The 23061-nt window shown below is 34.3% G+C and carries 22 protein-coding genes and 1 pseudogene; 3 read left to right on the top strand and 20 right to left on the bottom strand.

The features are described 5' to 3' along the window. Nucleotides 1-939 precede the first annotated feature (939 nt). From BPOF4_RS20715 to BPOF4_RS22355, 4 genes are all read right to left on the bottom strand, one after another. A complete protein-coding gene (locus BPOF4_RS20715; RefSeq protein ID WP_012961236.1) occupies nt 940-1914 on the bottom strand; it encodes a LacI family DNA-binding transcriptional regulator in 975 nt (324 codons plus the stop codon). Between the two features lie 883 nt (nt 1915-2797). Then, on the bottom strand, nt 2798-3319 hold the full coding sequence (locus BPOF4_RS20710; RefSeq protein WP_148229626.1) for a PH domain-containing protein: 522 nt from the start codon (nt 3317-3319) through the stop codon (nt 2798-2800). A gap of 98 nt (nt 3320-3417) precedes the next feature. Beyond that, nucleotides 3418-3873 carry a hypothetical protein gene (locus BPOF4_RS20705; protein ID WP_012961232.1) on the bottom strand — a complete coding sequence of 152 codons (456 nt, stop codon included), beginning with the start codon at nt 3871-3873 and terminating at the stop codon, nt 3418-3420. Between the two features lie 509 nt (nt 3874-4382). Beyond that, on the bottom strand, nt 4383-4538 hold the full coding sequence (locus tag BPOF4_RS22355) for a hypothetical protein (RefSeq protein ID WP_022629624.1): 156 nt from the start codon (nt 4536-4538) through the stop codon (nt 4383-4385). Between the two features lie 439 nt (nt 4539-4977). Here BPOF4_RS22355 and BPOF4_RS20700 point away from each other — a divergent pair, with 439 nt between their 5' ends. Beyond that, on the top strand, nt 4978-5826 hold the full coding sequence (locus BPOF4_RS20700; RefSeq protein WP_012961230.1) for an STAS domain-containing protein: 849 nt from the start codon (nt 4978-4980) through the stop codon (nt 5824-5826). A gap of 7 nt (nt 5827-5833) precedes the next feature. Here the strand turns inward: BPOF4_RS20700 and BPOF4_RS20695 are convergent, their stop codons facing one another. The 7 genes from BPOF4_RS20695 to BPOF4_RS20665 all read right to left on the bottom strand — a co-directional run bounded on the left by BPOF4_RS20695 (nt 5834) and on the right by BPOF4_RS20665 (nt 13950). Then, entirely contained in the window at nt 5834-6103 is a 270-nt protein-coding gene (locus tag BPOF4_RS20695) for a hypothetical protein (protein ID WP_012961229.1), read from the bottom strand. A 570-nt stretch (nt 6104-6673) separates the two neighbouring features. Beyond that, nucleotides 6674-7414, bottom strand: coding sequence for a sporulation protein YunB (yunB, locus tag BPOF4_RS20690; RefSeq protein ID WP_012961227.1), 741 nt, complete (start codon nt 7412-7414; stop codon nt 6674-6676). A gap of 726 nt (nt 7415-8140) precedes the next feature. Beyond that, nucleotides 8141-8269 (bottom strand): hypothetical protein, encoded by a 129-nt coding sequence (locus BPOF4_RS22865; protein WP_012961226.1) that lies wholly within the window; start codon nt 8267-8269, stop codon nt 8141-8143. A 347-nt stretch (nt 8270-8616) separates the two neighbouring features. Further along, nucleotides 8617-9066, bottom strand: a complete 450-nt coding sequence (locus tag BPOF4_RS20685; protein ID WP_012961225.1) for a CBS domain-containing protein — start codon at nt 9064-9066, stop codon at nt 8617-8619. Between the two features lie 345 nt (nt 9067-9411). After that, complete coding sequence (locus BPOF4_RS20675) at nt 9412-11031, bottom strand: Na/Pi cotransporter family protein (protein ID WP_012961223.1); 1620 nt, start codon at nt 11029-11031, stop codon at nt 9412-9414. Nucleotides 11032-11325: 294 nt separating this feature from the next. After that, on the bottom strand, nt 11326-12282 hold the full coding sequence (locus BPOF4_RS20670; protein WP_012961222.1) for a calcium/sodium antiporter: 957 nt from the start codon (nt 12280-12282) through the stop codon (nt 11326-11328). A gap of 552 nt (nt 12283-12834) precedes the next feature. Next, complete coding sequence (locus BPOF4_RS20665; RefSeq protein WP_012957436.1) at nt 12835-13950, bottom strand: IS4 family transposase; 1116 nt, start codon at nt 13948-13950, stop codon at nt 12835-12837. Nucleotides 13951-14155: 205 nt separating this feature from the next. Here BPOF4_RS20665 and ytvI point away from each other — a divergent pair, with 205 nt between their 5' ends. Continuing rightward, nucleotides 14156-15190, top strand: a complete 1035-nt coding sequence (gene ytvI / locus BPOF4_RS20660) for a sporulation integral membrane protein YtvI (protein WP_041823252.1) — start codon at nt 14156-14158, stop codon at nt 15188-15190. Between the two features lie 70 nt (nt 15191-15260). Here the strand turns inward: ytvI and BPOF4_RS20655 are convergent, their stop codons facing one another. The 6 genes from BPOF4_RS20655 to BPOF4_RS20630 form a co-directional block, all read right to left on the bottom strand. Continuing rightward, nucleotides 15261-15629 carry a ComEA family DNA-binding protein gene (locus BPOF4_RS20655; RefSeq protein ID WP_041823251.1) on the bottom strand — a complete coding sequence of 123 codons (369 nt, stop codon included), beginning with the start codon at nt 15627-15629 and terminating at the stop codon, nt 15261-15263. 186 nt (nt 15630-15815) lie between these two features. Beyond that, nucleotides 15816-16316, bottom strand: coding sequence for a phosphatase PAP2 family protein (locus tag BPOF4_RS22745; RefSeq protein WP_012961219.1), 501 nt, complete (start codon nt 16314-16316; stop codon nt 15816-15818). Nucleotides 16317-16625: 309 nt separating this feature from the next. After that, a complete protein-coding gene (locus tag BPOF4_RS20645; RefSeq protein WP_012961218.1) occupies nt 16626-18092 on the bottom strand; it encodes a potassium/proton antiporter in 1467 nt (488 codons plus the stop codon). A gap of 18 nt (nt 18093-18110) precedes the next feature. Continuing rightward, entirely contained in the window at nt 18111-18674 is a 564-nt protein-coding gene (locus tag BPOF4_RS20640) for a tyrosine-type recombinase/integrase (RefSeq protein WP_012961217.1), read from the bottom strand. Between the two features lie 581 nt (nt 18675-19255). Further along, the gene (locus BPOF4_RS20635; RefSeq protein WP_012961216.1) at nt 19256-19879 is read right to left on the bottom strand and encodes a hypothetical protein; all 624 of its coding nucleotides are present in this window, start codon (nt 19877-19879) and stop codon (nt 19256-19258) included. A gap of 735 nt (nt 19880-20614) precedes the next feature. After that, nucleotides 20615-21145, bottom strand: a complete 531-nt coding sequence (locus BPOF4_RS20630; RefSeq protein ID WP_012961213.1) for a hypothetical protein — start codon at nt 21143-21145, stop codon at nt 20615-20617. Between the two features lie 348 nt (nt 21146-21493). Here BPOF4_RS20630 and BPOF4_RS20625 point away from each other — a divergent pair. Then, nucleotides 21494-22120: pseudogene (locus BPOF4_RS20625) on the top strand (IS110 family transposase); the annotation flags it as partial. Between the two features lie 184 nt (nt 22121-22304). Here BPOF4_RS20625 and BPOF4_RS20620 read toward each other — a convergent pair. The 3 genes from BPOF4_RS20620 to BPOF4_RS20610 form a co-directional block, all read right to left on the bottom strand. Next, nucleotides 22305-22508 carry a YvrJ family protein gene (locus BPOF4_RS20620; protein ID WP_012961211.1) on the bottom strand — a complete coding sequence of 68 codons (204 nt, stop codon included), beginning with the start codon at nt 22506-22508 and terminating at the stop codon, nt 22305-22307. Between the two features lie 64 nt (nt 22509-22572). After that, nucleotides 22573-22779, bottom strand: coding sequence for a DUF2922 domain-containing protein (locus tag BPOF4_RS20615; protein WP_012961210.1), 207 nt, complete (start codon nt 22777-22779; stop codon nt 22573-22575). A 24-nt stretch (nt 22780-22803) separates the two neighbouring features. Continuing rightward, the gene (locus BPOF4_RS20610) at nt 22804-23016 is read right to left on the bottom strand and encodes a DUF1659 domain-containing protein (protein WP_148229624.1); all 213 of its coding nucleotides are present in this window, start codon (nt 23014-23016) and stop codon (nt 22804-22806) included. Nucleotides 23017-23061: the final 45 nt, after the last annotated feature.

Below are 23061 nucleotides of genomic sequence, written 5' to 3'. Positions count from 1 at the left end.
TAATTATGCAAAAACTAATGTATACCCTCAGCTTTACATGGAGAGGCGGGTATGATAGGCTCGTATGCCTCGTAAAGTCTAAGGCTTGTTCCTTTGCGGAAAATTATGCCCGTAGAGGCTCCATGTCAAGCGTTCAAGGTCTGAAAGATTATACAGTAATATGAATATACCCCACTGCCGTTTTATACATTGAAGGATTGCCAAATACACTGCCGAAATATATTGTTTATGCCCACAGTTTGAACAGTCTTTCCCCTTTTTTGAAAATCCGAGTGACCAATTCTCTTTGGCTTTCCATTTATAATTACATTTTGTACATTTTGCCATCTAACCATCTCCCTTCAATTCATCTTCAACAAAACTGCTCCGTTACTTTCTGTAGTGCTTTTAAAGGAAAACTGGCTAAATAAAAGCTTTCTATGTATAAAACTAACATTGATAGAGACCTGCACTTGAATTGGAGTGGCGGGCATGATAGCCTAGTTTGGCTGAGCCAGAAACCTTTGTTTCATCTGGCTCCCTGGCTCCATAGTCATGCCCGCAGAGGCTCCAAATCAAGTGACAAAGTGCTTGTATCACCTTTTAGAAAGGGCACGAAATTTATATGAAAATAATTTTAAAATGTAATTTAAATAATTCAAAGCACTACACTACATTTAAGTACATTATTTCACAAAGCCTTTAATCATTATAAAATCTAACTATGCTTGTATTAAGAATTAAAAAAGCACCCAATTTCTGCACTAGCTCCTTTTATAACTATATTAGTTTACCAACTAACTCCCTAAGTATTTTGGAATTGTTCAGCTAAATGGGGGTGTTCAGTAAGACTAAAAGCATCTATTCTTGACTTAACAAACATTCATAGGCTTTATTTTAAAGTCTGATAAAGGATAGTTATGTTATTTTAGACAAAGGCAGTCTTCGAGTCGAGTTGTTTCAAACTGACTTTCTTTCGACCAATTCTAATTCCAATTTTGTATCAGCATGAATTCCCTCTCCATTCACAAGTCTGTATAGTAAATTGGCAGCTACCTCACCTAATTCTATGATGGGTTGGTTTATTGTAGTTAGATCTAAAACCTTTGCTATGGGCTGATCATCAAACCCTATTAATGCTAGGTCTTCTGGAATCCGTATCCCTCGCCGCTTAACCTCATACAATATACCAGCTGCCACTTGATCACTACCTACCACCACCGCAGTTGGACGTACAGGGTTATCTAACAATTTACTTGCCACTTTTATGCCATCATAAATGGTATATCTTTCATCAAAGTACCAGTCATTGTTCCAAGTTAATTGATATTCCCGTAATAAGTTAAAAAAAGATTTCTTTCTAGTTATCCCTACTCCACTTTTAGGGTTACCTAAACATAAACCGATTTTCTGATGCCCCTTCGACTTTAAATGATCTACGGCCAATTTAAAACCTGATTCATGATCCACAAAGACTCTTGGAAATTTTTCACTAGCAGAATACTCACAAGAAATGATCTTACCAGAAGAGGAAAGATCATTAATTTTATTAGTGGGTATAATGCTTGAACCTACTATCATGCCGTCAATTACCTTGTTTTTAAGCATATCAAAATACTTCAGCTCTTTTTTTATATCGTAATTAGATTGAAGCACTAGTAAGCTATAATTATGTTTATTGCATTCTTTGCCAATTCCTTCGATCAAATTGCTAAAGAATGAGTGATTTATCTGAGGCACTATTACCCCAAAGACATTGGTTTTTCCCTTTGATAGGTTTATTGCACTCATATTAGGGACATAATTTAATTCCTCTATCGCTCTTAAAACTGACTCCCTTTTTTCTTTCTTTACATAAGGGTGATTATTTAAGACTCGAGACACAGTAGTGCGAGAGACTTTTGCTCTTTTGGCTATCTCTGTTATATTACTCAATATTAATCTCTCCCTGCTTATGAGCGTGATTGTTTAACATAAAAATCCGTATCACATAAAATTACTTTCGCTACCAGTTAGCGAAACAATCTTTAGGATTGATATCTTAAAATTATGTGAAGAGACACTCTGACGACAAGTGGATATATCATAAAACATAAATTAAGCCTTACATTCATTTTAGAACAACCTAGTCGTTGTACTATTCTTTTTCCAATAAAACCAAACGGGTGAATCTCTCGGTGAATCCTCTACCAATGTTGATAAATGAGCTACAAAAGGCATAGAAAGGAAATTTTCTATATCAAAACCCCTACCTGTATCTCTAATAAATCTCATCATACCCTCCTAATTAACTAATTTTTTATAACTTCTTTATCAACAATCCTGCTCCTTTAGTTTAACATTAATTTCCTTTTCTTCGTTATAGAAAAAGCATTCCTTGTTGAAGGAATGCACCCGTTAGTTGAAGTTTATTATTTCACAAAGTCTTGGTTTTTTTAAAATTTAATTTTTAATAAAAATTGGATCTGTTAAAGTTAGTTGTTGTTTAAATGGAATAACAAATAAGCCTCCTGTTTGAACTTCGAGAGGCTTAAAAATATGAGCATTAATAAGGTGTAAATGTACCTTTTAGTTTATTTTTATATCGTTCAAGTCTTGCAATCTTTTTAAACGTAATAAAGGAACAAATTACAGAAATTATAAGCATCACTTCATGTTCTTCTCCTCGATTGTCAATAATATTACTTTTGGAAAATTCTTGAAAATCAAACACCTCCTAGGGTACATTACTCCCCGTTAGCACCATAACAGTCCTGGCAGCTCTTTAAGTAAAGCTCTCCGTTAATGCAGTAAGTTGATTTATGAAAAAGAGATTCTTTTAGTGGTTCTTAATTTGAATACGAGAATTTTTTTTTTGTAATTCATCTACAAATAAATTTAATTCTTTAGGGGAGACCTGAATTGTGTCATATTTTCCGTAATTAATTTCGATCCTATACATAGAAAGTGCAGGAGCTGTAAATGGATTTTTAGTTTTCCTAATACTGTTAATTTCATCAATCCTTATATACTTTTTAAAAGGACCGTATTTTATTTTAATAAAGTTGTTTTCGATGGTATATCCAGTCTTAAACCAAACCCACATTAGACAGAACCCAATTGGAAATAAGACAACAATTTTAATCCATTGCTTGTTTAAGAGTTCAGGGGTCATCCAAACTCCAAAATCAGGATAGAAAACTGGTGGAACAATTAAAAGAAATGCGGACAACCAAATTATAATTGACATCCATAAGTCTGTTTTTGAAGAAAAATACATTTTATCACCTCTAGATAATGATACGATCAATATATTATTTGGTTTCAAAAGTATATTTGGCTTATTCCACTCTACTGCCACGTTACTTCAACAAGAGAAAGTCCTTTATTAAGTACCGCCTCTTTAGTATAAGAAAGAACAGTAACATGGTTTTATAATGCTCCCATATTAAAGATATTTCACTCTGAGTGATTTAAAGTTAAAATTCTCCCTATAGAAAACATATACTCTTCATTTACCTCTTCTAAGTAACCCTTTAACATAACACTTGGATCATCCAAAGCTAATGTTTGATTTTCAGACATTCCCTCAAAAGGGGCAAATACATAAAGCATTACCTCTTCGTCAGGCTGTATATTAAGTCTGTTATTGGTTGCTTCAATCTTGTATTTATTTTCTTTTATCCCGTTATCTAATTTAATTGGATATTCGAAGTGAACAATATTTTGTTTAATTACATAGTCACTTTCGTTTAAAAGTTTAATGTGATATCCAGTTCCATCATCCATATTTTGGATTTCCACTAAATCTAATTGTATTTTTTCAATATCCTCAATTCTAATTTCTGATTTATTACTACACCCAACAATAACTATTAATAAAATCATAAATAAATTAATTAATTTTTTATTCATACTTCCCCTCCACACTTCCAAATTATAGCATCATCTAATTCAGTAGTTACCGCTTTTTCTTTTTCATTAATTGTTAATTCCCATATACCTTGTATAATTTTATTATTATTCCATTATTTTACTTTCGTTCGTAGCTCGGTTACTTTATTTATTTATTTATTCAAATTAAAATGTTCCTTGCTTGAACTCCCGTATTTCACATTAAATGTTTTATCACTATTCGTCACGAAAAAAGCGTTTCTAATTAAAGAAACGCACCCGTTACTTCAGTAAATTAATCCCTGTCGTTAGTTCCAAAATATTTAATTTTGAAAAAACAAAGGACCAAATCCATCACCTTCAACTGAGAAATATGCGAAGATTGAAAAAAGCAATATTATAATAGCTACGATACAATCAAGACAGATAAAATAGTTAGGTAACAGAATGTACATGACCAACTTTAACTGAATATATACCAGCTATTAAAGTAATAACCCCCAAAAAGACAAGTAAAAAACCCAACAATATTATTCATTTCCGATAAAAACGAACCGAAAAACAATATTAAGAACACTACTTGGAGTAAAGTTCCCAGTGCAAACGACAAAAAAGTACGCAACAACAAATAGTTCTAGTGCTAGTAAACGGTGCCCAACTTGCTCCACCACTTGAAAAGCTAACATTTACCCCCAGCTCAGGTGATCAAGAACCATGTTCGTGAATCTAATGCCCATGTGAGGTTGGGGAGGAGGAGAATTTGCCGTTATTATGCAAGCTACCCCTTTGGAAGAAGGAAAAGAAGTAGCCGAAAGAGTACGTACTGAGATTGAACAAACCCCATATTTATATGGCAGCTCTCCATAACTTGACCGTCAACATTGGACTCTCCGCTTTTTTCGATGATGAAAAAGAAACCTTAATTGAACAAGCTGATTATTAAAAGGTTTAAGTCCTCTGAAGCTTGGTAGCGCTACCAGTTTAATGCTGAGAACATTTAAACTTAAATCAATAAACCGTCTCTGCTGCATTGGACAATAAAAAATCTCAAAAAAAGAAAATAGATAAAAATATGATATTCAGTGATAAAATTCACTTAGGGTAAATAAGTTGCGGGTGGGCATCATGAATACACAATCATTATTCGAATTAGCCGATCAAATCATTCTCCAAGCTTCTAGTATTGTAGAACACGCTTTACACCTTCGGTCTCTAGAAGATCCTGAGTATACAGAAAGAGCCGCGGAACAACAAACAGAAGCGATAAACACTTCTGCCGACTTTGTCAAACTATTGGGAGAAGGATTAAAAACACAAGATGACAAGTTCAAAATCAACATCATACAATGGGGGAAACAGGTAGGAGAAGTAGCGATCAAACATGGACGTTCCCTTGAACAAGTCTTATCAGGAACTCATTTCTTTCGGACGGCTATATGGTCATTTATTGAGGATCAGACAAAAACAAAGCAGTTGTCCGCAGGTCAAATTTTCACAATCACAAAATCCCTTGATCCTTTATTAGATCAAGCGGTTTACGGGTTCAGTCAATCGTATGTAGAAAATTATCGGAAAATATCTGAGGTCTTCACTATGGCTTTAGATGAACTATCTGTTCTGAATGTTCCTGTATTTGATTGTGTCGCCCTCCTTCCACTCGTGGGTGATATCGATACAAATCGAGCTCAGATGATTATCAATCAAACCATGCAGCGTGCCACAGAATTAGAAATATCCAAACTGATTTTGGATTTATCCGGAGTTAGTTTTGGGGATACGATGGTGGCAAATCATATTTTTAAATTAGCGGATGGTCTATCGTTATTAGGCGTGAAAACCATCATCACAGGGATTAGTCCGGCCATCGCCCAAACTAGTGTGCAGTTAGACATAAAACTGGAAAGGCTTGTTACCTGCGCCACGTTAAAGCAGGCGCTTGCAAATATAGGATACGGATTACTACAGGAAACCTGATAACCTGCTAAATAGTATGCAAGAATACATTTAAAAGCGTTCTCCCCTTTCCTAAAGGGAGAACGCTTTTATAGAGGTTGCGAGTCGATGAAATTTTCCGAAATAAAGCTAGAACTGTTTGGTTTTTCTTTTCCCATCCTTCATCGCAAAAAATCGGTATATGATAAAAGATCTCCATATTGGTCATTAATTTGCCTAACAGCAAGGACCTCATATCATCTTCCTCTTCAGAATGAAGAATCTCTTCATATTTATTTTGAATCGCAGATATTTTCATCTAGCATCCTCGTATGACGTAACATATGGGCAGTGAAAGTAATCCCTGTTGGTTTTGCCAATTTCCTTATCAAGCCTAACACACTTTGATATTTTAAGGGATGCCCAAATAGGAGTCTATATTTAATCATGCTTTAAACCTTCCCCATATTCATGAACTGATAATCGGTATATAAAGGGCTGTAAACATACACGTTATAAAACATTTTAGAGACATACATGCCCATACAAAACAGCCTCTAATAGCGGTAAGATATATGCCAACCTTTTTAAAAATAAGGCTTCTCAACACTCTGAGACAACCATTAATGGTTGTCTCATTCTTTGTCTAAATAACCCTATAATTATTTGTACCATGACACCAAATGTTCCTTAAAATCTTCTATACTTGGAGTACTTGTTGTTATATATACACCAATAATAGAAATAGTTAACACTACAATCATTAAGCCTATAAAAATTAGATTCATTTTCATTTTATTACGCAACCCTCCTCATTTAATTTAAACTTATCATACTTACGATAGTATTTATATCCCATACAAGCAGTGAAAAAGTAGATATATAAAAACTAATTCCCACTAGAACCTGCTGGCAAAATCATCCCCCCACCTTCTGAATAGTATTCGGGTACTTCTCCTTGTATAGTTATTAACCCTATAGGAACCGTTGTTTTAACAGCTTCGGTTTGAGTCGCAAAAGGGATTACTATTTTAGCATCTACTATAACATCAAAATTTACCGACAGTGTGGTGTTGTTTATTCCCGTATTTATTACACCATAATTAAGATCTGTCTTAACGTCTCCAATTGCAGAGAATCTAACAGGTATCTTTGGACCTAAATGAGCTAACAATGCATTATTAGTTGCTTGACCTAAAGGAATGACATAAATAATACCTCCGTCTGATGTACTAATCGCTTCAGCGTCTTCCAATTCAATTTCTACGTCAAACACCCTACCCTCCTCTATCGCTTTCAAATGTCTTTGTACACGGTTGGTCGCTTCCGATACTACCTTATTATAAACTTGGGTATTAAATTGGATCTTATTTTCAGAGTTTGTAATAAATAACTTATCCTGATGGAGATCAGACACAATTTTCTTTGAGACGGCATCATTAATTGCTTTAGTTGCAATGACCCTTGCCTCAGTTCTCGCGATTTCCATCAAAGTTGGACGAATCCCCTTTTCGATGATCCATAAACCTTGTAAAGTTAAAGCAATAAAAATAACAAAAGAAAGTAACAGAACATAACGAAATGGGAACAGGCCTGTTTTTCGAGGTCTGAATCTTCTCATAGCTCTCATGCTGAACTCTCCCTTCAGTACATTTATATGTCACCTGAGAGAGAACTTGACCGTAAACTATGTGCGAGCCTGAAAAACAAAACTCCCTCAAGTTAACCTTAGAAATTATAGTGTTAAGGTCAAATCACCTTTTAGTATTTACTATCTTAATGTCAATTCAATAATGACCAATAAGCTCCTAGTTTCCTGCACTATTATTCCATCGACACCAGCGGCACCTGTCTCGTAAAGTCGGTACTATCTTTCCGCTCGATGCCAGTGATCTATTTCCGCTTCCAACCGAGATTTTATAACGTTGAAATTGTTCAGCCCTTCCCTCCTTCTAATTTTCATTAGAAATCTTTACTACTACGGCTTCTGCTGACTTCTCACGATCCAGTCTTGTATTGTATCCCTAAAAGGTTTTGGTGTAGAGAGGCCTCCCCAGTTAAAGTGCGAACTTTCCCCTCCATCTATCTGCCACATATACACCTTATGATTGTTGGAGCTATCGGATTTTAACTTCTTTGACAATCTTGTCTTTATACGTTGCTTCTTATATGCTTTCTGTTTGTCATACCGGAGATTTGCCTCGAGCTTCCTTCAGATTCCATGTCGCCATGGACACCCTTGCTTTCGGCTATATGCTTACAGCTACCTCTTTGCACTCCTGACTTTCACCCGTTAGAGTTCGCGCATGCTGGGCGAACCAAAAAAGCCCTTACTGAACGTAAGGACATTTCTTTTTTATGAAAAAGGTACTAAATCAAAAACGTAATAGGCAACCAAAAATGCAACGATCATCATAAAAATCCCTACCACTAAACCTATCAATGGCTCAGTTAATCCACTCTTCGTCGTTTTCTTTTTCGACACTAATATCATCTCCTCTAATTTTTTAATTATTCAAAACAAAAAAAGAGAAAAATGTACTTTGAAACTTAATTGTTAAAAGATTAAGCTTAATCTTTATTAGAGGCACAGATGAACGTAAGAACTCCATAATAAACTTTGAATATTGGTTCCTACTTAATGAATAAGTTATCCATAAGACCGCTGCTTTTACAGATAGTAAGAAAGTAGACGAACTTAAACCACCAACAATAACTGATGACTTCAAATCACCCGAATGAAATTTTTCATACCCTTCGTCAATAGACACATTATCAATGTGAATATAAGATTTCAAGAAAAAAGTAAGTAATAATACAAGGACCATTAACCTATTTTAGTATCTTATCATTTATTTCTCGTAATAATTCGAATACGTTTAAGTCACCAATTACGGAATTTGCCTCATCCACTACAGGAAGTTCTTGAAGATCATGTATCAGCATTAATTCAAACGCTTCCTCTAATGTGTCCGTTAGTTTAACAGAAATGGGTGAACACATTATGTCTTCTGCCTTTGTATCTTCTGAAATAAAAGTAAATAACCTGTTTATAGACATTGCTTTAGGGGTAGTAATTCCTTTTCGTACAGCAATTATTTTCATTAATTCATTAAGTGTGATAATCCCAATTAATTTTTTCTGTTTATCTAACACATATACAGAACGGTGTATAGGATCTTTATTTATCAGTTTATTTTGAACGTCCACTATTAATTCTTTCGAGTGTACCGTAATAGGTTCTTTTGTAAGCTTTCGATAACACTTAGCTACTGGCGACATTCGAAACACTCCCCTTTTTGTTCCTTCTTTCAATATAGAAGATAACAAATCCAAAGGTAAACAAGATAACCTTTATTACGAATGTCTTATACATAACCGCTTCGGAAAACATTTGTATACCAGTGAATTGATAATAACCAAAAGCAAAAAACCTTATTAAAGCAACAATTGCACCTATAGAAATGATCAGTAGTCCCTTTGGTATCATCTTTTTCATCCTTTTTGACAGATTTTTTCTGTACTTAACTTGTATATTAAGATAAGTACATTTATATAGAGAATGGTTAAAATTGTTTTATTGGATAATCAAATAAGCGACTAAATAAGTCGCTTTTCCGTTAACTATTATTCCCCTATAACTTCTTCGGCAATATTAACAGCATGATCTCCTACACGCTCTAAATTACTAACAATATCTACATAAACAATTCCAGCTGTCCCTGTACATTTGTTTTCATTTACACGAATAATATGTTTCTTTCGAAGATCTCTCTCCATTTTATCAATCTTCTCTTCTTTTTCAAGAACAGATCTAGCTTCTTCAATTTCATCTAAGTCCAGAGCTTTTATTGCTTGTCTGAGTGTAGAAACAGTCAATTCAAACATTTCATCTAAATCTGCAATTGCCGATTCAGAGAACGTTACCTTATTCGTAATTTGATACTCAACAAGCTCCATAATATTTTCCATATGGTCTCCAATACGCTCAAGGTCTCTAACCGTATTCATAAGAGTATGGTGCACCTTTGAATCTTGACCGGATAAAGAATGAGAAGAAACCTGTACAAGATAATCAGTAATTTTATTATCCAAGTTATTAATTGCATTTTCGTACTGTGGAACAAGTTCTCTGTGTTTCTTCCCTTGTGTTTTAAAATATAGACTAACTTCTTGAATTCCCTTTTCTGTTAAATCTGCCATACGCATTACTTCCTTTTTTCCTTGACCAAGTGCTATAGCAGGAGATTTTCTAATGAATTTTTCATCTAAATGGACGGCCTTATATGGAATTGCCGTATCTTGACCTGGAATTAACTTGACCACAATCCAAGCAAGCACTGCTATGAATGGTAATTGAATAATTGCATTTGATACATTGAAAATCCCATGCGCAAACGCAATGGTCATTTCTGGGTTTAACCCCAAACTATCACGAATGTATTCTATTAGAGTTGTAAAGGGTCTTAAAACGATTAATACAATAGTTGTCCCAACAAGGTTAAAAATAACATGTGTTAAAGCCGCACGCCTTGCTGCAATAGAAGCACCAATTGATGCTAATACTGCTGTAATTGTGGTACCTATATTATCTCCAAAAAGAACTGGTAATGCTGCATCCAAATCCATTAATCCTTGACCAAATAAAGTTTGAAGTAACCCGATCGCAGCTGATGAACTTTGAACAGCAACCGTAAATAGTGTACCAATAAGAACACCTAATAGCGGATTTTCACTCATGCTCACTGTTAAATCTGCAAATGCCTGTACATCCCGAAGTGGTTTAAGACCATCTCCCATTAAATTAAGACCTAAAAACAAAGAACCAAATCCAAATATAACTTGTCCATAGTTGTTAATCTTATGGTTTTTAAAGAAGAAAATAAAAAAAGTCCCTACTGCCATAATGGGCAATGCATATGTTGAAATTTTAATACCAATTATAAAGGCTGTTACAGTTGTACCTATATTAGCCCCAATAATAACACCAATTGCTTGCTTTAATGTCATGAATCCGGCGTTTACTAACCCAATTGTCAACACCGTTGTTCCCGTACTGGTTTGAAGTAAAATGGTTACAAAAATCCCGGCAAGCACACCCATTATCGGGTTGGTTGTAAAACGGTCAAGTAGATCTCTCAGTCCATCACCTGCAACCTTTTGAAGACCATCCCCTAAGTATTTAATCCCAAATAAAAAGATGCCAAGTCCTCCAAAAAACATAAAAAGAAGTGCTTGCAAATCCATATTCATCATCCCTTTAATAAAATTCGACATTTCCTATCAAGGGTATAGATGTTTTTAACTATTGTAAATAGTTGTAACGTAAAGGTTTTGTAAAGATTTCGTAAATGGATTTGAACTCAAGCTCAAACAGTTTTGATTTTGATCCTTTTTAAGCGTTATTTTACTCTTTATTAGCTGTACTATATTGAATATTTTGGGGAGGAAGTCTATCTACTCATTTCCCTACCGCTTCCCGGAGGAGTCAAGTACCTCCCTCGCCATTTCTTCTTTTTCATATTATGATAAGAGCCTTTTTTAATTTCTAATAAAAATATAGGTCATATATAAAACATATGCTAGAACAAGAACAATTCCTTCTATCTTACCTATTTTAAAGTTTGTTCTTGAGAAAACAAGTAAAACTCCAGTTAAAACAATCATAAGGATAACATCTATATATATTTTACTTTCTACAGCTAGCGGGGAAATGACCGAGGCTGCTCCAAGTACGAATAAGATATTAAAGATATTACTTCCTACAATGTTTCCTAACGCAATTTCACTTTCTTTTTTAAGAGCAGCTGTAATAGATGTGATTAGTTCTGGCAAAGAAGTACCGACCGCTACAATTGTTAAACCAACCAATGTTTCACTCATCCCAAATGAATACGCAATGGTTGTCGCGTTATTAACTACAAGGTCACCACCAAATATAATTGCTGCAAGTCCACCGATGGTTAATACAATGTTTTTCTTCCATGATACTATTTCTGATTCTGTGTTATCTTGTTTCCCCTTTTCACGACTATTTCTTGCTACCTCAAAGATATAATATAAAAAAATAGCGAAAAACAATAAAAATATTAAGCCATCACTTCTAGTTATAAGATTTTGACTTACGGTTTGAAGAGTTACATCGCTAATTAGGATTAATAAGGAAATACTTGCTAGTAAGGTAAAAGGAATTTCTTTTCTTATTGTTTCACTTTCTACTTTAAGCGGAGTAATAAACGCAGCTATCCCCACTACAAAAGTAATGTTAAATATATTACTACCAACCACATTTCCTATTGCAACGCCCGCATTTTCCTGAAGAGCCGCGACAATACTAACCGTTGCCTCGGGAGAACTAGTACCAAATGCAACAATGGTAAGGCCAATGAGTAAAGGTGAAACATGTAAAGCTCTCGCCATACTCGATGCACCATCCACAAAAAAATCAGCACCTTTTATAAGTAGCATAAAGCCAATCAATAATAAAATATATGACATTCTACCTACCTCTCTTCTAAGGGTTTTTCCTAAAATTTATTTTGAGTATTTTTACAGTGAGGTTTCTAGAGATTATATATCTCCATTTACCTTTGCTGCAAAAGAAATAAAAGAGCAGGATGACTTGTAATATAAGTGAACCTGTTAGATACGAAAACAGCCTTTTATTAACAATTCATAATACCCCACATTTTCATATTCAATTATTTCACTCAGTATCTGGCTTTCCAATATAAACTCACTAAGGTTAATGATTGAAATACAACTTTTAATAGTAGCCACTAAAGTACATGAAACTAATACGATTTATCTATAAGCACCTCTAAGATAATAAATTTTATCCTTTATAAGCGTTATGTTTAGTATGATAAAATTAAATAAATATAAAAGAGAACACTAGTGTTGCATAAAACCCTATAATTATAGTAAGAATATTCTGTCTATATTTCACTCTGGTAAATGAGCTAAAAAGACAATCCAAAGCGAGAGGTGGCACTGACCATTTGGTAAAAATATACATTTAATACTTAAGCAACATCGACTAGTACATGTTTACGGACTTCCTCTTTGCTCAATGAACCTGAACCATGTTCTTGCTGGTCTCCACATAGTTGCCTTGAGCCATCGGGTAATCCGTAATAATGTAGGTTTTCCTTTGGCTTCAAGTTGAACGAGTACATTGAGGCAATACGTAATTAACGCAAGGAAAATTTGATTGTGTACAGCTTGTTCGCTGTATCCAAAAAATGTTTTGATTTCGACGTGCTGCTTTAACCATTTGAAAAATAACTCTATTGCCCATCTTGAACGGTATAGATCGCCTATTTCTTCCGCTTTTAAGTCAAAGCGATTCGTGATTAAACGTATTGGATTCCCTTTGGAATCAACTGTTTCAAGGATTCGAAATACATTTTCAGTACGCTTTTGTGTTGTACCGATGTACGCTATTTTATCCGTTGTAATCGGACTTCCTTCAGGTAAAGAATAGGATTCAACCTCTCTTATGACGGCATTCTTTTTCAGTCTTGAGAGAAAAAAGATTCCTTCATCAAAGTAGCGATCAAACCGTTGATAGTCGATATATCCACGATCAAACACATACATGGCATCTTTGTCATCAACGAGAATCTCCAATTGATTCCGATCGTGTTCAACGGCATTTGTGATAACCGCTTTATCAGGATAGACCGTATCTTGATCGACAAAAACTAATCTAAGATGAAGTTTGACACCACCCTTGCTCTTCCGAAATGTAGCCCAGTTACAACGGGTGAGATTTAGCGGCAGGGTGCTTGAATCAATAATTTTTAAAGGAAATGGTGACTGATATTGGTTGGTTTTCATCTGAATCTGCCGAACTAATTCAAGAAAGACGATGGAAAACAGCGATGAATCTATAGCCCTGTTTTTACGAGAAAGCTGAGAAACACTGATTGATTTGATCCCCAGTTCTTTCTGTAAGTTTTCATCGGCTAGTTCTGCATTCAACGCATGAAGGCTTTCCACTTGTTTCAAGTGTGCATAGAGAAATAGTTTTGTAAAAGAGGACGTTGATAATTTCTTCTTATACTTATCTAGTCCATCTTTTTTTACTTGTTCATCAAAAAGTTTCATATTTATGGGTGCAACCCATTTACCAAATGAAGATAATCGTGTATTCTTGTCCATAGCGGATATCCTTTACGTTGGATTTGGGCAGGAACCACCTGTACTTCCATTGTAAAGGATTTTTTTGTGCGCTCATGAACTGAAATTTGAATATTGGGTGTATTTTGAATCTTGAAATAATATTAATGCAACACTAGTGAAAAGAGAAGCATTTTCATTTAAAAAATACTTTGATGAGAGGTAGACTTTCTTGAAAGAGTAGTTAATTAAACATAAATTTCTGTTAGTCCTTGTTATTTGTTCTATTATTGGATATTTTGTCCTTCCATTGGCTTTGCCACTTGTTTTTGCTTGGTTATCTGCAGTTTTACTATCTCCTATTGTGAGACTATTAGAAAAGAGAAGGATAAAACACGATGTAGCCGTAGTCATTATCTTTACTTCATTTCTAACCTTTATAAGTTTAATTGGAGTTTTAGTAATAACAAAAATTTTTATGCATATTAATGAATTCGTACAAAATGCTCCAACTTATTTAAACCATGTCACGAATGCGTGGGTCGTCATTCAATATGACTTTGAACGTAAATTTGAAGATTTGCCGCCTGACTTTGTTAATGAAATAAACTTCCATGTTATTAATACATTAGAATCTACGCGAATCCACTTGAGTAATATTGACTTTATTGGTGGTGTTTCCAATTTCATTGTAGGGATTCCCAGTTACTTAGTTTCATTCTTAGTTTATTTAATAGCTCTATTTTTATTTTTATTAGATTTACCAACATTAAAAAGCAAATTTTATTCGTTTTTGACTGCTGACACTTCAAATAAGCTTACTTATATGCTTTCACGCTTAAGGAAGGTTCTTATTGGCTTTTTTAAGGCACAATTCATTGTCAGTATTCCAATCTTTATCTTGTCTTATATAGGATTATTATTTATTTACCCTGATATCGCTCTAATTATGGCACTCGTTATTTGGTTTATTGATCTAGTACCTCTAATAGGATCAATTATTATATTAGGACCATGGGCATTCTATCAATTTATAATTGGCGATACTGAATTAGCAATAAAGCTTACTATCTTAGCCGTTGTTTTACTTGTTATTCGACGAACAGTTGAACCAAAGATAATGGGAAATCAGATTGGATTATCTCCATTAGCAACCTTAATAGCACTTTACCTTGGATTAGTCCTATTTGGAGCAATCGGACTAATTTTGGGGCCATTACTTGTAATTACTTTTAAATCAACTAGAGAAGCAGGAATAATAAAATGGAAATTCACTATATAAAAAAGGATCAAAGAACACGTGTTAAAAAAATGAAAAAATCAGTCACAGATAGTGTATGACTGATTTTTCATTATTCTCTTTCTACACAAGCGAGTCCCTGTCTTCTAATGTCATTAAGTTTTTCTCCATAAATACCTCTTACTAAAGCAATACTATCAACCACAATATACGGTCTATTTTCAATTAATTCTAAAGCTTTTTTTTCATCAATATGAATAATGTTTGTTAAATCGTCTGCACTAGCACTATTTAAATCGATCTTATTATTACAACGCTTATTTTCAGTGGATTCAATATTTGTTCTATATATTGACGGAATATCTATGTGTTGGGTGTTGCTGTCGTTACCCTCTAACTCCCCTATAATTGAACTGTTACATCCAAATAAGATCACTAAAGGTATACATAACATTATCAATCTCAAAACCATCACATCCATAGCAAATTTCTTAATTCTTCATTAGTTTTATAATTTAGATTATCATCTAAGTTTCATGGGGGAAAATTTTTTCTCAAAGAGAAATAAACAACCATAAAACCAACTTATTGAAATCAGAATAGCGGCAACAATATCTGAAGTATAATGAACATCTAATACGACTCTACTTAAAGGAATACTAATGATTTAAAAAATTGAAATGATAAAAACCACTTTTGCTATCCATCTCTTGGTGAGACTTTTTGTAATATAAATAACGAATAATAAAAGGATTACACTTCTCATTGTGTGCCCACTTGGGAAGCTATAGGAAATTAGATCAAGGGAACTTCCAAATACTTCAATTTCCCTTTCTTCTCCTGGACGCTCTCGTTGATAAAACAGTTTGAGTCCAAGGTTTAGAAGGACTCCCCCCACTGACAAGAAAGAAAAGAACCAAAATAGCGTACTCTCACTCTTCAGCCATAGCAATACAAGTAATAAAGTTGTTAACAATAAAATAGATTCACTGGAACCTATCTCTGTCATAACTTTCATAAAACCCAAAAATAAACCCGCGTCCTGAATTAGTTCTCGTATAAATAAATCAATACTAAATGTGTGTCCCCATCTAACCAATTCTGCAATGGTGATAAATGAGATTAAACATATTAAGTTAATAATCAAATAACGATATTTTATCCACATAAAAACACTCCCTTACTCTACAACTGAGCAAATTTATATTATAACGTTACCAACTGTCTTTTTAACAGAGCGAAATCCCTGTTTAAATCTGAATTCGTTTCGAGGGAAATGCATAAAAAAAGTAAAAGGACGTATGGACGAAAGCATCCTCGTCTGCGTTTAGGGAGTTAGATACTGACTTTATTTAATGGTGCTTTTAATCTATGAAAGCCCAAAAAAACATCATCATACCGCTCTACATGAAATGATGGTAATAAACCTTAACATTTAATAGTTCCCCACTTCATGATGAAATGGAGAACTATTATTTTATTTTTGCTGCAACATTTTCTTTAACTCTTTTTTACTTTCTCTACTAACTAAAATGTATAAAATATCTCCAACCTTAATTTCTGTTTCCCCATATGGCGTAATGAGTTCATCTGTCCTAATAATTGCATTAATTAGGACATCTTTTGGGAAGTCTATGGCTGCTAGTCGCTTATTTGTAATGTTCGATTCTTCGCTTACTTCAAATTCAAGAATTTCGGCGTTTGCTTTACCAATTGAAACAAGTTCTAAAGAGTGAGGAGGTTCGATCTTAGTTGGACCAATAAGCCCAAGTTTTTCTGCAAAAATGGCAATAGTTGAACCTTGAACTAAGGCAGAAATTAATACAACGAAAAAGACGACATTAAAGAACAATTGACTATTCTCTAAACCAGCGAGCAACGGGAACGTTGCTAAAACAATCGGTACGGCACCTCTTAATCCAGCCCAAGAGAGGAAAATTCGTTCTTTTAGATCATAACCCATTTTCATTGTGGAAAGAAAAACGGCTACCGGTCGTGCAATTAATACCAAAGTAATCGATAGTAATAAACCCTTGATTATGACATCTAACGTGATTAATTGAGATGGGAATACTAGAAGACCTAAAATCGTAAACATTAAAATTTGCGCCATCCAAGCAAAGCCTTCGTTAAACCTAAAGATTGATTGACGATACGTCAAATCTGAGTTACCAATTACCAATGCTGCAACATATACTGCCAATAATCCACTCGCTCCAATAATATCCGTTAGACTATAGGTTAATAAAGCAAAGGCAAGAGCGAACACAGGATATAATCCACTTGAATCTAGGTTAATCTGGTTAATAGCAAAAGTCGCTAATCTTCCTAAGAGAATCCCTACTATTAAACCAATTCCCATTTGCCAAAAGAATGATCCAACAAGTAATAGATACGATGGACTTTCTGTGAGGATTAATTCAATGAAGAAAATTGTCAGAAACATTGCCATAGGATCGTTGGATCCTGATTCAGCTTCAAGTGTCGCACCTAACCTCGCCCGAATATTTTGACCTTTCAAAACAGCAAAAACCGCCGCTGCATCTGTCGAACCGACAATTGCACCAAACAAAAATCCTTCAAGCCACGAAACCCCTAATATTAATTTTGCAGCTAACGCAACTATAACTGTTGTTAAAATCACACCTAATGTAGCAAGAGAAAGTGCGGGTTTGGTCACGGATTTCACCGTTGACCATTTCGTCTGTAGTCCACCTTCAAAAAGAATGATAATTAAGGCAAATATACCGATCAATTGGGCCAATTGAGGATTATCAAAATGAATAAGACCTAAACCGTCACTACCTGTAAGCATTCCTACAAGAATAAAAAGAATAAGAGCTGGTACGCCCACACGTGATGAGAATTTTGTTGTTAGAACCCCTATGATTAAAAGGAGAGCACTTAATAGAATAAAATAATCGTTATAAGACTGATCAAACAAAATAGAGACTCCTTTCTTTTATAAATTCACATCTATTTTAATATGATGTTCTTCATTTTTATCTATACCAATATAGCGTAGCGTTTCAGCTGGAGTAGTATGATTATAAATCGACTTTAATAAGGAAATCGCAATTCCTTTTCGATATGCATGATAACCAAACGTTTTTCTAAGAGTGTGAGTTCCAATGTTTCCTGAGATTCCTACTTCCTTAGCAGCATTATTAATAATTCGATAAGCTTGCTGACGTGTGATCGGCTGGTTTTGCTTTTTAGATCTAAACAGAAAATCATCGAGTTGATATTCTAGATTAAATAAGTAATTGTTTAATGCTATTTTCACTTTTGTATTTAGATAATAAGCTTTCCTTTCAAAATTTTTATCATCCAAAATACAAAGAAATTCTTTGGGGTTTCCTTCATCCCATACATCCCCTACTTTGAGTTTTAGTAAATCGCTTACTCTTATTCCTGTATTAATCCCAAGTACAAAGAGAAGTAGGTCTCTATCTGATTTATCTTCTAATTTCTTTTTTATTTCATTTATCTTTTCGATATCTTTTATGGGGTCAACATATTCCAATGAAATTTTCTCCTTTCTAAAATGTTACTTAACATCGATTATATCATATAATAAGTAACTTTAAACTGTCAAAAGATTAGAAAGCATTGGATTCATAACTTCTTAACCTATTTCGTTTAAAACTATCAACTAAGAAGTCAAAATGTACTGGTAGCGATGCTAACTTTGTTCAATACAAAGTGCTATAACCGACCAATCTTCAATCTTCCTTAAAATACCGAGCCTGCAAATGTCACCAAATTTGAACTTTAAAACTCTGGCGCACATAAGGAAGTTGCCCCAATGGGGGGTAAACTATGTCCTATAGGTTGAAGTCTATTTGAACGAAATATTACGACCAAAGTAGGCTTCATACATCAGATTGTAAAAGAATTGTTCATACCCATACTACCAAGAAAGAACTTCCCCTATTAGTGAACCTAAAACAGAAGAAGCACCTGAACTGGAAATAGAAATAAAAAAGAAATAAAAAAGAAACAAAAGAGAATCCTAAAAAGAAAATGCCTAGCTTTTTTTCAACCCATCAATGCAACAACTTTTAGATCGAGAAAACAAATAAAAGCTCTCGTACGAGAGCTTTTTCATTTGACCTTATTCTGATCAACCCAATCGCTTAATTTTCCAGTGCCATTCTTCAACTCAAATAGCAACCATGAGACAAAATCACCCCATGTAAATTCTTCATATGGATTGTTTTGGCTAATAAATCTCATAATTTTTTTAAGTTCTACTAATCGCCTTTTATCTAATTTTGCTCGTATCGTTCTCTGGAGGTAACGATCTATGAAATTACTATTACGAATACTGGCATCTATGATAATGGCGGTTGCTCTTGATGGGGTTACATCTAAGGCAAAGGCTAATTGTTTGATGGATTCAAAGTCATGCTGCTGAAAGCGAATGGAAAGACGCCCCTTAACTCCTGATAGTTGATCTTTCTGTTTTGAGTCACGTTCCAGATCACCAACATATAAAGTACGACCTTGCAAAAAATCTCTTCGAAAATCCTTAGACAAATATTCGATTACTTTTTTCGATTCCAATCCTGATACCACGATAGCTTCCGCAACATCTTTCACTGGCTGATCAGTGATATAAGAAAGGGCATAAATAGCATCTTTTAAACTATGATGAATGGTTGGTTTGATCTCCATTTTTTTATCTGATCTCACTTTTCTTTTCTTCTTTTCTTCTATCTTCCCCATCGCTTTCAACCTCCATTTTTGAACTTTACGTCTGCGACACTGTCATTTTGTATTAGACTTAATTTCATTTATATGGAGTGGGGGAGAACCTTATGTATAAAATCTCTAAGTCTAGGACACAATGATTCTATAGATTAAATTGAGAGAGGAAGATGATTAAAAATGACTAAAGAGGAAGCTAAAAAAATTGCAGCTAATATTTTAAAAAGACGAGATCAACATTTTTCTGCAAAACAAAAACCTAAAAAGAAATCTGTTAAATAAAATAGCTTAAGCTAAAAAGACAACCGTTTAAGGTTGTCTCTTTTACTTGGTGTTGAATACAATTGATTTTGAAACTCGTTACTGATTAATTATCTTCCCTTTATAAAAAATAACTACATTTCTATAATCGTTCTTTAACAAAAGCACCCGTTAGTTGAGGAACTTATTAGGTTAATCCCTGTTAGAAATTTTTTCATTTATTTCTTCTAACTTCTTATCTATTTCATTTAACCTATTTTTCGTATCATTAAAATAGTGGAAGACTCTTGATATTAAATAAATCACCAATAAAAAAAATATAATGTTTAATATAGCTCCAAAAACATCCATACTCATCATCCCTTTTAATTATTTTTCTTTCACTAAACTGCCCTATAGTTGAAGAAGCGTCAGCCCTGTTTCGCTAACGCACCCGTTAGTTGAATAAGAAAATGAAGCTTTTATCACAGCTTCATTTCACCTTTAATTAGTTCACCTTATGGACTCTGCAATTTGAATGAAAGAATCCAAATCAATATTGTCTGGATTCGAACCAAAATGATATCCTAATTTATTTCCTGTAAATGCCAGAGAGTGAAAGTGCTTGTGTTGCTGTCTATAATAAGCCTTTTCTCCACTCTTCAGTGTATATACTTTATCGCTTGCATTAATAAACAAATCTAAGTCTATCTCAGGCATTACATAAAAAACAAAATCAAGAGTTGGATATTTATCAATTTTTCCTGGTCTCATAAAATGCAATTTCAAACGTCCTTCTTCATCAATGTTTCCGAACCGATGCGATGGTTCAAATGGTAACTTTTTTGGGAGGTTTACTTTTCCCCCATATTTTTCTTCAAATTCAACAATCGCTTTCTCTGCGGGAATATAGTCATTACCTTTTATAAATTCTTCAAGTTGTCTTTCTTCATGAGATTTTCCGTGGGCTTCATTCGAATTAATAACAATAGTAAAACTTAAAATAAGCATAATTATCACAAAACTAAACTTGTAAAATCTCATAAAAATCCCTCCATTTATACATTAGATTTAATATGTGCAATTTAACCTAATATATCCAATGGGAGAATGAACAGTATTGTACTAAACTGCCCGTTCGTATTATAAGGTCAGCCAGATAAGAAAATATTTCTGGTTGACCATTTGTTATATGGTTTTATTATAACGGTAGCCGGGGTAAAACGTAACTGCTCGTGGGACTTGATCCCGTCAACTAAACAGTTTGCCCCCTACTTGTAGAAACATGATTGAGGCTGGTTGGGACATAGATCTCGTATAACAAGCGAAGCTGTGATACTGCAAGAAGGATTAGGGGTACCGGTTAATATTAATATTTGGAGGGGATTGAGAATGAATCCAGTCATTGGTCTGGATGTGTCAAAAGGAGAAAGTCAGGTACAAGCATTCATAGATAAAGGGAAACCATACCGTAAGAGCTTTAAGGTATCACATATTAACGAAGGGCTTGAGTCCCTTGTACAATTCATTGAAGGTTTGACAGCTGAGACAGGGAAGAAACCTCCGGTTATTCTGGAAGCAACAGGACACTATCAAGCTCCTATTGTTCATTATCTTGAGGAACGGGGCTATCTCTTGATTGTTATTAACCCATTGATTTCTTACAAAGCCAAAAGTTCCAGCCTGCGAAAGGTTAAGACGGACGCAGCCGATGCTTATCTTCTGTGTGAACTGTACTATAAAGAGGAACTTGAACCCTATAAAAAGCGCGGTGTTCAACTCCTAAACTTACGTAATCTTACGAGACAACATGAGAATATTACTGGTACTTTAATTCAGACAAAGTTACAATTTCAAGCGATTCTAGATCAGGTATTCCCTGAATTTAGAGGAGTGTTTGGAGATTTATATTCCGTTGTGTCCCTGCTAACTTTAAAGGAATTTCCCTCGTCTGAAGATATTCTAAATGCCAGTGATGAGGTCTTGACCGAAAAGATCCACGGGAATTGTAAGAGTCGCTTTTAATGGCAAGCTATGATCTCAAACTTGTCCAGAGTGGCTCTAAAATATGACATAGCTGGCTCTATCTCATGGCTGTAGTCACTCCTCCTTTCTAACTTAGATAACTATATTCTACATGTTTCTCGTATCTCCTTTTTAATTCGCCAAAAAAAAGCACCAATTTTGAAATATTAATTGGCGCTTAAGATGTTTTCTTCTTTTGTACGAAATCAACTAATTGATTTATTTGCCCTTGAGTAACTTCATTTTGTTTTGCAATCACCATTGTTAATCCTGAGATCGATTGCTGCAGTTCTTTAATTACTGGTTCTAACCGGATGAGTAAATAGGAGGCAACAGCAATTGGGAAACCAACGTTTGAAATAAGCATGATAAATTCGTCCATTTAATATTTCTCCTTTCGTAAGTTTATTTTAAAGAAGCAGCCAAAAAATATGGCTGCATTCGATTTAAATATCTATTTTAGTTGTAGCTCTGGATACAATACGAGCACTTTCCTTCTCGTTAACATGAATTCCAACAACATTTTTATCTGCAATTAAGTCCATTACCGCTACAACCTCAGCTGCTGTTAGACCCTCTTTAGGATTTGGTACCCGATAGGTCCTTACTGCTTTCGTAGCGTCTCGAAACTTCATTTCTAGATTTTTCTCCATTCTTTATCCCTCCATTCAATATTTTTATGAAATAGGCATTGTTGAAACTTTATAAGTACCAGACAGATCCCATGCTGATAACGCTGCTAAAGCTTCTCCAATCTCTTTAATGTCATCATCGGTTGCATAGGGGTAAATAGGATACGTAACATCTTTAAGTAATGGCTTTCCAAAAATATCTTCACCCGTATAAAAACGAACAATTAATCTAACTTGCATCATTTGTCCTCCTTTCATTTTTTATTTCAAATGCAAAAAGGGTAGCCACGGCCGGTGGACTAC

Origin of the sequence: Alkalihalophilus pseudofirmus OF4, assembly GCF_000005825.2 — a bacterium.
In the GTDB taxonomy this organism is placed as follows: Bacteria; Bacillota; Bacilli; order Bacillales; family Bacillaceae_D; genus Alkalihalophilus; species Alkalihalophilus pseudofirmus.
Note: the sequence above shows the minus strand (reverse complement) of the source record. Positions and strands in the feature narration are given on the sequence as shown.